This window comes from Pseudoalteromonas sp. NCIMB 1079, assembly GCF_040567695.1.
Classification (GTDB): domain Bacteria; phylum Pseudomonadota; class Gammaproteobacteria; order Enterobacterales; family Alteromonadaceae; genus Pseudoalteromonas; species Pseudoalteromonas distincta.
The window spans coordinates 370,869-383,630 of sequence record NZ_JBEWZA010000001.1 but is presented as its reverse complement, the minus strand read 5'-3'; the positions used below and the strand labels follow the sequence as shown (position 1 = coordinate 383,630).

At 38.7% G+C, this 12,762-nt stretch carries 6 protein-coding genes and 1 rRNA gene; 1 reads left to right on the top strand and 6 read right to left on the bottom strand.

The window, feature by feature from the left end:
* Positions 1-235 precede the first annotated feature (235 nt).
* The 3 genes from ABX891_RS01790 to ABX891_RS01780 form a co-directional block, all read right to left on the bottom strand.
* Positions 236-1,771: ribosomal RNA gene (locus tag ABX891_RS01790) — 16S ribosomal RNA — on the bottom strand.
* 623 nt (positions 1,772-2,394) lie between these two features.
* Positions 2,395-4,188, bottom strand: a complete 1,794-nt coding sequence (locus tag ABX891_RS01785) for a choice-of-anchor I family protein (RefSeq protein ID WP_309167861.1) — start codon at positions 4,186-4,188, stop codon at positions 2,395-2,397.
* A gap of 83 nt (positions 4,189-4,271) precedes the next feature.
* Positions 4,272-5,501: an acyltransferase family protein gene (locus ABX891_RS01780; protein ID WP_354628788.1), complete on the bottom strand. Its 1,230-nt coding sequence runs from the start codon at positions 5,499-5,501 to the stop codon at positions 4,272-4,274.
* A gap of 144 nt (positions 5,502-5,645) precedes the next feature.
* Between ABX891_RS01780 and ABX891_RS01775 the strand changes: the two genes are divergently transcribed.
* The gene (locus ABX891_RS01775; RefSeq protein ID WP_354628787.1) at positions 5,646-6,488 is read left to right on the top strand and encodes a LytR/AlgR family response regulator transcription factor; all 843 of its coding nucleotides are present in this window, start codon (positions 5,646-5,648) and stop codon (positions 6,486-6,488) included.
* A 28-nt stretch (positions 6,489-6,516) separates the two neighbouring features.
* Here ABX891_RS01775 and glmU read toward each other — a convergent pair whose 3' ends face one another.
* From glmU to ABX891_RS01760, 3 genes are all read right to left on the bottom strand, one after another.
* Positions 6,517-7,875, bottom strand: a complete 1,359-nt coding sequence (gene glmU, locus ABX891_RS01770) for a bifunctional UDP-N-acetylglucosamine diphosphorylase/glucosamine-1-phosphate N-acetyltransferase GlmU (protein ID WP_354628786.1) — start codon at positions 7,873-7,875, stop codon at positions 6,517-6,519.
* A gap of 212 nt (positions 7,876-8,087) precedes the next feature.
* A complete protein-coding gene (locus tag ABX891_RS01765) occupies positions 8,088-11,231 on the bottom strand; it encodes a lantibiotic dehydratase (protein WP_354628785.1) in 3,144 nt (1,047 codons plus the stop codon).
* Between the two features lie 19 nt (positions 11,232-11,250).
* Positions 11,251-12,468 (bottom strand): lanthionine synthetase LanC family protein, encoded by a 1,218-nt coding sequence (locus tag ABX891_RS01760; protein WP_354628784.1) that lies wholly within the window; start codon positions 12,466-12,468, stop codon positions 11,251-11,253.
* Positions 12,469-12,762 lie beyond the last annotated feature (294 nt).

The following is a 12,762-nucleotide window of genomic DNA, read 5'->3' as shown; positions in this document are numbered from 1 at the left end:
CTAAAGTAGATACCAATCAATCAACTCCTAAGAGTTAATTAAATGGCACTGAATGGTACTGCTACCATTCTTTTTTTACTTTTGAAAACTCTTGATAAATACAATGTATCTATCAGAATTTTATTATCAGCTTTTCCAAATTTTTAAAGAGCATATTAATTAGTTATCCCGAAGGACACGCACTAATTAACAATCATCTGTGTGGACACTACGAACAAATAAGTTCTAAATCGTATAAGGAGGTGATCCAGCCCCAGGTTCCCCTAGGGCTACCTTGTTACGACTTCACCCCAGTCATGAATCACTCCGTGGTAAACGTCCTCCCGAGGGTTAGACTATCTACTTCTGGAGCAACCCACTCCCATGGTGTGACGGGCGGTGTGTACAAGGCCCGGGAACGTATTCACCGCGTCATTCTGATACGCGATTACTAGCGATTCCGACTTCATGGAGTCGAGTTGCAGACTCCAATCCGGACTACGACGCACTTTAAGTGATTCGCTTACTCTCGCGAGTTCGCAGCACTCTGTATGCGCCATTGTAGCACGTGTGTAGCCCTACACGTAAGGGCCATGATGACTTGACGTCGTCCCCACCTTCCTCCGGTTTATCACCGGCAGTCTCCTTAGAGTTCTCAGCATTACCTGCTAGCAACTAAGGATAGGGGTTGCGCTCGTTGCGGGACTTAACCCAACATCTCACAACACGAGCTGACGACAGCCATGCAGCACCTGTATCAGAGTTCCCGAAGGCACCAAACCATCTCTGGTAAGTTCTCTGTATGTCAAGTGTAGGTAAGGTTCTTCGCGTTGCATCGAATTAAACCACATGCTCCACCGCTTGTGCGGGCCCCCGTCAATTCATTTGAGTTTTAACCTTGCGGCCGTACTCCCCAGGCGGTCTACTTAATGCGTTAGCTTTGAAAAACAGAACCGAGGCTCCGAGCTTCTAGTAGACATCGTTTACGGCGTGGACTACCGGGGTATCTAATCCCGTTTGCTCCCCACGCTTTCGTACATGAGCGTCAGTGTTGACCCAGGTGGCTGCCTTCGCCATCGGTATTCCTTCAGATCTCTACGCATTTCACCGCTACACCTGAAATTCTACCACCCTCTATCACACTCTAGTTTGCCAGTTCGAAATGCAGTTCCCAGGTTGAGCCCGGGGCTTTCACATCTCGCTTAACAAACCGCCTGCGTACGCTTTACGCCCAGTAATTCCGATTAACGCTCGCACCCTCCGTATTACCGCGGCTGCTGGCACGGAGTTAGCCGGTGCTTCTTCTGTCAGTAACGTCACAGCTAGCAGGTATTAACTACTAACCTTTCCTCCTGACTGAAAGTGCTTTACAACCCGAAGGCCTTCTTCACACACGCGGCATGGCTGCATCAGGCTTGCGCCCATTGTGCAATATTCCCCACTGCTGCCTCCCGTAGGAGTCTGGGCCGTGTCTCAGTCCCAGTGTGGCTGATCATCCTCTCAAACCAGCTAGGGATCGTCGCCTTGGTGAGCCATTACCTCACCAACTAGCTAATCCCACTTGGGCCAATCTAAAGGCGAGAGCCGAAGCCCTCTTTGGTCCGTAGACATTATGCGGTATTAGCAGTCGTTTCCAACTGTTGTCCCCCACCTCAAGGCATGTTCCCAAGCATTACTCACCCGTCCGCCGCTCGTCAGCAAAGTAGCAAGCTACTCTCTGTTACCGCTCGACTTGCATGTGTTAGGCCTGCCGCCAGCGTTCAATCTGAGCCATGATCAAACTCTTCAATTAAAAAGTTTTATGTCTTTCGACAGCTCAATGAATTCTGATTTTTTAATATCTTTCGATATTGAATTGACTGTGCCGAATAATTACCGAAATAACTATTCTGTTGGTCACTCAGTTTTCAATTGAGACTCTAATTTGTTTGCCTCATTACTTGCTCAATAAAGAACGAAGTAGCTTGGCTGTTAGAACTCAATCTGTACGAGTGCCCACACAGATGATTGCTTTATATTGTTAAAGAACGTTTTGAGTCGCTTTATCGTCTCAAGGGATGCGTATATTACACCCTTTATTTTTCGAGTCAACACTTTGTTTTAAACTTTCTTTTTGGAAGATTTAAAACCGAAGTTTTATTTAACTCTCTGATTAGTTCGTGCCTCGCTATGCTTCAGCGTTTCCCGTCTCAGTGGGGTCGCATTATAGGGAGATTCGAGCGGGGGTCAATGTTTTATTTCAGCTTTTTGACAATTAAATGAATTTAGTATGAAAGCTATACAAATAAAGGGCTACAGGATACTTTTAGTTTAAAAAACACGCACAACATATGTATCTATTGATGATGTATAGTAAGGTTTAAACTAAGCTGTATGTTAAACAAACAACACACAGCTTTATTTTAAATTAAAGGTTTATTTAGATGCTATTTCCCATACGGCAATGGAGCCTGATATTTCATTTCCAACGATTAAGAGTGGGTTTCCTGTCGCACTTTGCTCTGCTGGAACGAATACCATTCCTTCAGGTGCTAAATCGCCTGTAATAGTCGCTCCTTTAATTAAGCCTCTATTGTAGAAGTAGTCTTCAAACTGCACATTGTATGGATTAGTAATGTCGTAAACCATAATACCGCCCATACGTTCTAAACCTATAAAAGCAAATGTACGATCGTCAATTTTACCAATAGTCAGCGCTTCTGGCTCTGCGCCTTTATCATCTGAACGTGAGTCACCTTTGTTTTCATCTTCATTGTTGTTAAATGCTTCACCATGAACCGATGCAGTAATACGACCTATATCATCGCCTGAATCAAACACCACCAGCCCATTGCTGTCCCAAATGGTAAACGAACGTGCACCATAAGCATAAAGCGATTCGTATTGGCCATCGTTATTAGTATCGCCTTTTATTGTTGTTACTTTTAAGCGACCAATATCATCATCGTCATTATTTAAGTAATCAAAATTAGCTGCAAGCGTTAAGTCTTCAACGCGGCTTTCATCTATATAAGCTAAGCAGCCATCGTCTTTATCGTAATCAAGACCGCCCTTTGCTATACAGTCTGATTCATCCGTTGTATCAAAAAAGTATTCTCTTGCGTCACCTTCGTTGGCAGTGACTATAAAGTTAGCGCCTTTCCAACTAAAGCTTGAGATAGTATCGGGCTGGTACATACCATAGAGCCCTGGGTATGATTTAAAATTAACGCCGCCATCTTTATCTGAGGCATCAAGTTGTAAGCTTGACCAATCTTTAAAGCCTAAGCCCTTTAGCTCAAGGCTGTTGTCTTGTAGGTTAACTATTGCAAGTGCATTGTTTTCTTGAATAGATACATAAGCATATTTGTTATCTTTAGAAATGCTAACGTACTCGGGTTCTAAATCCATAGCTACTGTAGTATTTATTAGATTACCGTTAATAGTACGACCATTTGGGTTTGCAAAAACGACCCCTTGCGCTTCTAGTTCGGCTTGTTTGTTGTTATAGGCTTTAAAATCAATATTTATTGCTGTATCGGCTATTACATTATTTGTTATATCGATAATACTAATAGAACCTTCAGGATCTACGCTGTAGTCGCCACTTGGTTCACCTTCGTTAGCAACCACTGCCTTTGCGCCATCATGGGTGAACGTCACCATGTCTGGTAAAAATCCGACTGTAACATTTTTAATAAATACAGGTAAGTCGCCGCTTATATCGTAAAAAGCAATTTGACCTGCATCACCCGTGCTTTCAGCAGCCATTGCCACTGCAAGTAGGTTGTTATTTTCATCAATAGCAATGCTGTTTGCATCGCCTTGGGTATGCTCTTTTAAAGACAACGTAATAACGGACGTTAAATTTGTCGCGCTGATAACCCCTTCGTTATCTTTAACGAGTGCGGCAGTATCAAAGGTATCGGCGGGTAAAATATTAATAACAACGTCATCGCCTGAACTGTTAATAGCGTAAATCCATTTTTTAGATGCTTGGTAAGCAACTATTTCAGCGGCACCTTCTGGACTTTGTGCATTTAATACTCCTCTTCCTACGAGGCTAATATTTAATACTGAATTAGCATTTACACCATTTATCCCATTAGTTCCAGTTGTGCCTTGTTCTCCCTGTAATCCTTGAAAGCCGTTTTGGCCATCGTCACCATCAAGTGAGCAACCAGTAAGAACAGATATAAGTGACAGCGCAATAATTGATTTTTTAAACATGTGATTTTCCTTAGTATTGTATTTGCTAAATATCAACACACAGGCATGACAAGATTATGGCAATTTTAATACAGCCCCTTAGCCTAAGTAATTAGCTTATACGCTAGCGGAGTTATTAAAATTAAAGCGGCCGTATAGCCAAGTATTTTTACAGTCGGGGAATAATCTCGTTTAATTGCAACCCCTAGCAAAGGTCTAAGTACATCAATACGTGTAATACCCCATGTAATAACACCGCAAAAAGACCAAGTCCCTGTAATAATGATGAATGGTTCAGCAACAGGCCCTAAACTTAAAGGCTGTAGTAAAAAACACAAAATAATCAAAATGCTTTGATGCAATAAATAAAAGGGAAACACCCATACATTGAGCTGTTTTAAATAGTAAGTATTAAAATTTAAAAATCGGTGAGCGAGCGCAAGTACAAAAAATACACCTACAACACGTTGAATATTGTAGCTAGCGCTTAAAATAAAATGAGGAAGAGTAAACACCTTCTGATAACTCAATATTATAAGTACAAACAAAACCGCAAAACTCAAAGCTAGTAATACTAATTTTTTATTTAAGCAGTTCCAAAAGTAAGTGTTTTTAGCAAATATGTATCCTGCGAGTAGCAGTATTAAGCCGTTAGTCTCTCTAATTGAATCGCCAGTTAAGTAATAGCTTGTAAATAGTATGGCAATAGTGAGCAAGGTAATTAAAAACCCAAATGACACACCCCCCTTAACAAATGTTTTTAAAGGCGCAATAAAGGGCAAGCGTGCAAAAAGAGTTAAAACAATAATGATCAGCATAAATTGCCACAACGAGCGCAAATACCACAAGTGATTTACATCCACATTCGGCCACACTCCAGACTGATAATTAATAAAAAGCGTATTGTTAGTCTCTATAAAAGCTAAATAAAATTGCCAATAGCTAATATCAATAACATCGTGCTGCGACATTTCTGCAAACAGCTGTAAAGGCACTATTAACCATAACCCCACCAGCAAGGGTAATAGTAAAAAAATAGAGCGGTATAAGGTGAAATGTAACCAAGACTTAAAGCTGCGTACTTTATCAATCATAAAACGCAGTGCTACGCCCGATATAAACCAAATGAGCAACATGCGCCAAGGTGAAAACACCAACATTAAATATTCAACATACTGTGATGTATAATTACTTTTAAAATGAAATCCCCAGTTTTCACTATACAACATGCCAATGTGATAAAAAATTAGCGACGCAAATGCGATTACCCTAAGCCAATCAAGGTAATATTTACGCGAATTAACTAATGAAGGTTGTTGTACTTGAGTGCTCATGCTTTTACTACTTTATGTATGTTATGCGTTATTCATACCTAAAGCTCTCGCTAAAACTATCTATAAGTGCCTATATTACAAGCAATAGTGATAAAAGGTGGTATACAGTGATAAGCGTGCCACGTCAGCAATAAGCATATATTTATGAACCTACAGCACTTTCAACGTTTTCAAAGCATTTACGCATCAGTATTACTGTGTGCTTACGTATTAATTAATAATACAGTAAACGCTACAACCCAAATAATGGAAGCCCATAGAGAAGGAGCTTTAACTTTTTTAATGTGGGAGCCATTTGTTTGGGAGTATTCAAGTGCCTTGAGTACTTTGCTTATATTCCCTATTTTAACTTGGTTTTTAAGACACTTATCTTTTAATTGGCAAAATATTACGGCCTCATTAGGTATGTACTTTGCTGCCTCTATTATATTTAGCGTGTTACACGTTGGTATTATGGTAGGGGTTCGTAAATTCATATATTTGTTGAATGATGGGTCTTACAACTTTGGACTTAGCTGGTTTGAGCTTATTTATGAATACCAGAAAGACGCTATAAGCTTTGTGTTTTTCATCGTACTTATCAAAGTATATCAATATGTGGTGCAGCAGTTACTAGGTGAAGCCTCTTCAATTGAAGAAAGTGAGCAGCAAACAACATCGACCATAAACCGCCTATTAGTTAAAAAGCTCGGAAAAGAATTCATTATAAAAATAGAGGATGTTGATTGGCTTGAATCGTCGGGTAATTATGTAAACCTACATATAGGCTCACGTATATATCCGTTAAGGGCAACGCTTACAGCATTAAGTAAACAACTTGAAGTGCAGGGGTTTTGTAGAATTCACCGCAGCCATGGTGTAAAGCTCGATAAAGTGGAGTCCATTACACCACTACCCAGTGGCGACAGTGAAATAAAACTAACAACAGGTAAAGTACTAAACCTATCTAGACGCTATAAAGAGCAATTTAAACTTCAACTAAAATAAAAAAGGCTACCTAAGTAGCCTCTAATTATTATTTTTTAACTGGGCGTTTCCAACCCGTTAAATTACGCTGTTTAGAGCGTGCTATTGCTAATTGATCATCTTCAACGGTACTGGTGATCACAGAGCCTGCACCAATTGTTGCAGTTGCGCCTATATTTACTGGGGCAACAAGTGATGAATTAGAGCCAATAAAGGCATTATCGCCAATAATAGTTTTTGCCTTGTTAACACCATCGTAGTTACAGGTAATAGTGCCAGCGCCAATATTCACTTTTTCGCCAATTTCAGCATCACCTAAATAACTTAAGTGGTTGGCTTTAGAGCCTTTACCTAAACGGGTTTTTTTCATCTCAACAAAGTTACCAATGTGTGAGTCTTCTTCCATTACAGCGCCTGGGCGAAGGCGAGCATAAGGACCAAGCGTACACTTATCTGCAACTGTGGCATCTTCAATCAGTGTATTAGCTTTAATAATAACGTTATCACCAATACTACAATTTTTAAGGACACAGTTAGGACCTATTTGTACATTATTACCAAGAGTGACTGTGCCTTCAAAAATAACGTTTACGTCGATAAGTACATCTTCACCGGTGGTAACTGTTCCTCGCACATCAATACGCGCAGGGTCAGCAAGTGTTGCGCCATTTAACATTAACTCTTCTGCTTGCCATGCTTGGTAAGCGCGCTCTAAGCCTGCAAGTTGTACGCGGTTATTTGCGCCCTCAACTTCCATTGCATGATCTGGCTGAGCAGAAGTGATTTCTACGCCTTCACTGTGAGCCATTGCAACGATATCTGTTAAGTAGTACTCGCCTTGTGCATTATTGTTAGATAAGTTACCTAACCATGTTTTTAATAGCTTACCGTTAACAGCCATAATGCCTGTATTTACTTCGTTAATAAGTAACTGCTCTGGACTTGAATCTTTTTGCTCAACAATACCAACTAACTTACCACCGGCACGAAGCATTCGACCATAGCCATTTGGGTTTACCAAATTTACCGTTAATACCGCTAAACCATTTTTAGGTGTTGCGGCTAATAAACGCTCTAGTGTTGATTGTTTTGTTAGCGGTACATCGCCGTATAAAATCAATACTGTATCTTCATCGTTAATATGAGAGTTGGCTTGCGCTACTGCGTGGCCAGTACCGAGTTGTTCTGCTTGGAGTACCCAATTTACATCGTTATCGGCAAGTTGTTGTTGTAATAGTTCGCCGCCATGTCCATAAACTAAGTTTGTAGCCGTTGCACCTAATGCCATCACATTATCAATAACGTGCTGTACCATTGGTTTACCTGCAACTTTGTGCAAAACTTTAGGTAGAGCAGAGCGCATGCGAGTACCTTTACCCGCAGCAAGAATAACAGTTGTTAGAGCCATTAAAACAATTTCCTTTTTCCGTTGTTTTAGCTAAATAAGCCTGTTTATACAGAAGATTGCGTAAGTCACGCCCTGTGCAAATACTCAGTAAACTAATTTGCTAGTACTGAATCTTGGCTGAAAAATAGACTTAATTGAATAGCGTTATTGTAGCGAGGATTAAAGGAATATATAAGCGCGTTTAAAGGTATTAATTCTCTAAACGCGCTTTTTTACTTAACTTTACTCATAGAAAAGTATTTTCGCCTTAACAAGTCGTGTATTACAAACTCTTGCTCTCTGCCGTATGCTTTAAACATTCGGTTATTATGCATATGTAAAAGCGAACCTAAAAGTGAATCTCGTGTACAGTTAAGCTTATTTTCTTTGATGAGCTTAACTAAAGCTTTAACTATTGGTTCAGCATCTCTTTGCCATTTTTCAAGTAACTTAAAAATAAACGTTTGTATTTCATCAAGCTCAACTGTATCAACAATATTTAGCTTTTTAAAATCGTCATTTAACTGCGCTTGGTACTCTCGAAAACGGTTACCTAATTGCTTACGTAACATACTGTTTTCATTAAACTCATTACCAAAACCATCTCGTAAATAGCTGATCAGCTTTAACCGTTCATCACTGCTGTAATCAAATAGATTAAGCAACTTATGTGTATAATTTAATGCTATACGCCAACGTATATCTTCACCGTAGTCATCTACTAATAAACAGGCCTTTGCAATTAACGAGCTGTCATACATAAATAAAGATTCAACTAAACCTATAGATTCAGGGCCACCATAGCGTTCAACTTCTCGCTCATAGGTCATTAGCTCTACTTTATGTAACTCACCGCTTTCGATCATTGGATCAAGCAACTGATTTAATAAAGGTAACAACTCACCACATAATTTATTTGGCTTTCCATGAAAACGAACTCTAATATGCCAATCTGGATCTGAATATCTAATAAAAAACCACTTGTTATAAAGGTTTTTATTTGACTCAATGAGCGGAAGTAATTTCTCACTCAAAAGTTGCTCAACTAAAGAGTTACCGCTATAAATTTTTAAACTGAGCCACTCAGAACCAGCACTAAACCTTCTTTTAATTGGCTTGGCCGATATATTTGCAAGTGGCTCATCTACAAAGTGCTTATGTACTTTTGCCGCTGTATTTCTAAAAGGTACTATTACTTCATTATTATAATTGTGTCCAAATTCATCTCTTACACGTGAGGAAAAGCTAGAAGATAAAACCTCCTTTAATTCAACCTTGGTTTGTCCTTTAGTCTCTGCTAGTAAAATTTCAAACATGTCAGAGTTTCGCAAGTCCAATTGCAAAATATTATCAAACATTGCATAACAAACTTGCGGATCTAATTGGAAGGTAGCTAAGAGAGCATTGAGCTTATCCATATTAAGCTGGCCATCAATTAGCACTTCTTGTAGATATTTTCTATCGATGCGCCATGTTTTTTCACTAAGCACTAAATTATCTAACATTATCCGTGGTACAAAACTATGTCTCAATGTACTTTGCGGCATAGAAAACTGAGGTACTCGCCCATCTTGATGTTGCAGCATGCATAAAAATTTATATGCACTAAGACTGCGCGAAGAATAATTGTGCGCACATGACAAACGCGGAACAATTTGTTTATTTAATCGCTTACTCCAGAGTTTAACCTGATGGCCTTCAACCCAAACATATAAATCACTTAAATGAATTTGATATTCGTCATTTAGACTACTGTCAGCCATAAATACAATCTCGTATTCACGCAAATGCGGACGAGCAATAACGTTACCGGGTCGCCCTTCTGGCATATGTACAACTTCAGCAAAAATAACATCGGGTGAATGCGCTTGCTCTTGTTTTAACTCCTCTATCACTGCATTTTTTAAACTTTCATCTAAATGACAAAAACGGCCTAATAAATTTGCTGATGATGGCCCATAGCAGCCATTAAACTTAATTATAGGATTGTGTTTATCATCTTCGTATAAACTTAGCATTGCAGCAAAAGAGCTGGGATAATATTTTAGTGCGTTAGTATTTGCCGCTTTAACTTTGAGTTCTTTACTTTTTAGAACAATACAGTTTTTATTGCGATTTTTTGGTAAACTAATTGCTTCTTCAATAATTGCATCGATTAGACTCACACCTGCCGGAGTATTGACAATACCGCCTGCCCGAGCGAAGTGTAAGCCAGCAACCAAAGGTGCTTCATAGCCTGTTTCATTTGAAATACCAATCCCTGTTTCATCATCTAAAATGACATCAAGTGCTACAAACTGCCCTTCAAAACGAACATTAAATTGGTTAATAAACGGGGATAAAGGATTGCTTCTTTCGTTCAAGCTCAAACCAGACAGTAGCTCAAGTTGCTTTTGCAAGCGGTTAATTTCTATTTCGCTTAAATAACAAGTACTGTAGTTGCGATATATATCAGCTTGAAACAGCTTATTTTCTTGTGCTTTTATCGGCAATTTATCTAAATGTGTGAGTAATTGCTTGTATGGTGCAATGCTTCCTAAGTTAACTTCATCTAGATGATCTATTTTTACCAAGGCTGTAGCAAGATGATCAGCGTAAATATTTTCTTTAAGATTTTGAATAGACTTTAATAAAGCATAATCTGGAGAATCTCCAGTTAATGGCAATGGTATATCAGCTATTAAAATGCCTTCATCTATTAAATCTTGAATGTATGACTCTACATCTTCTTTATCGGCATCTATATATTGCTCACAAAAAGCCTTACATAAGTTATTAAAGCTAATCCCGGTACTTGCTAAATTTAAAGCAAATTTAAAATATTCGTCACTTTCCACCGCGCTTAAACGATATTGCACACTATCATCGAAGAGGTAAGCTTCTATGTAACGACACTGCTCCGCGATGAAATAATGAGAGGGATTTGGTTTATATTTTAGTGTGTCAGATTTCGAGGTATGCTTGATAAAATAGTCTTTAAGCTCATTTAGGTAAAACATGTCTAAACGAGTCTTACGGTTATCTTTTTTATAATCCCCACAGATTAAATCTGTAACCGAAGTGATCTCACCTTTACTTACACCCGAAAATAAACCGAACGGTGTTGCTCTTGAACACATCCGGATCATATATTTTATTAAAGCGTGTGATACCTTTTTACCTTGCTTAGTATCTGGTTTTTCACGCCATAGATTTATGCGTTCTAATAGCGAGGGGCTAGCTAAATAAAGTGCTTCTTGAACACCATACATAGCTAACCAGCTTTCAAGTATTTTATTAGTATCAGCATTCGCATTATTAAACTGTAGAAGTTGTTCGTTACTTAACCGTGGTGCACGTACAACAAAGAATGGAGCATTTTTTATTTTATTAGTCATTCCAATTTCCTTTTGTATTTTAATCAATTAGCAAACTATCGGCCCAACCAAACTCACCATTTAAAAGACTTATAATTACTAGCCCTATTCCTGAATACCCCATTAAGAGACTGAAATCCTCTTCATAGCCGCCTTCATCACCTTTATAGCTGTAAAAGCTGCTAATTCCATTATCTTCATATTGTTCTAAAGCAAAACTTAGCCAATAGTTAATTGCTGCTTGTAAATCTGGATGTGGAGATAGTTTATTTAACAAGCTAAATATCATTATTAACCCAAAGTAACCGTGGCAAATCCCCGCATCCTTGACGTAACCAGAAATTTCATCACGCTTGGCTGCGTGACGAGCGATACCTAGTGCTCTTTCAACATAAAGAGGCATATTTAAAGCGACCCCTGCGCGCATAAGAGTCAAAGCAATTGTTAAGTCACCATAACACCAACCTAAACGGGAATCTCCCCCATCACCAGCACAACTGCCAAAACAAGCGTTACTACTTAAATTACAGTTTTGATTAGTCAATAGCCAATCACAACTGCCTAACAATAACTTACGCGCTCTTGCCTTTAGTTTGGGTATATGTAGGACAGGAACTAAAGCAGCAATAATACCTGGCACACCATGGGCTAAGCCTAAATTATACTCAGGTAAGTTTTCATCATTTTGATTAAACCTATAAGCCGACTTATAGGGTTGAGACCAAGTAATGTTTCCATTATCAAAGTAAGTGGCTGTTTGCTCAAAAGCTCTAACGATAATACTGTAAAGTCTTGTTTGATCGGTAAAACGAGCACGTCTTGCTGTATAAGGTGTGTAACCTGCTAGACCTAGTATTGTTTCAATCTCACCAAGCCAAACATCATTCTGAGACAAACTATTAGCAAATAGAATATCTATACTTTCAAGAAGCTCGCTATCGTAATCAGCTTTATTTGATTGATTTAAAAACTCCAACAGCCATGCCTGCCCAGCTAATCCCGAACTAAACTCCAAGGACTGCTTAGCTAACTGAGCCTGTAAAAGCTCCATTTTTTCATTTAGGAATGAATCACCGACACAAATATCCTCAAACTTACCTGCATTGTATAAAAATAAGATGTAACCAGCCAGCCCATTTAATAGCCCATTACCACTCTCTTTTTTTATTATCTCTTCTGATATTTTTTGAGTTATTTCTTTGAGGATACCCCTCATCACATCACTTTGCGCATTTCCAACCAACCCATTGATTATCATGAAATTCCTTTCTATCAACATTTTTAAATTTTAAATAATCATAATTTCATATTAACATTAGAAGTACAAATGTTAATGTTTTACATTGCATGTTTAACTTAGTGTGGTGTAATAACGTACTACTATGTTACTAAGCTATAAATTAGAAATGAAATTACATAAAAAGAATATTAAAAGCTTATCCTCAGGCATGCAGCTCGTACCAAATGAGATTACATCATTGATAGTTGGTGGGGCTATCAATGAAGGCCACCATAGGTCACTGCATGAAAGATATAATTTACAAGTAGACTT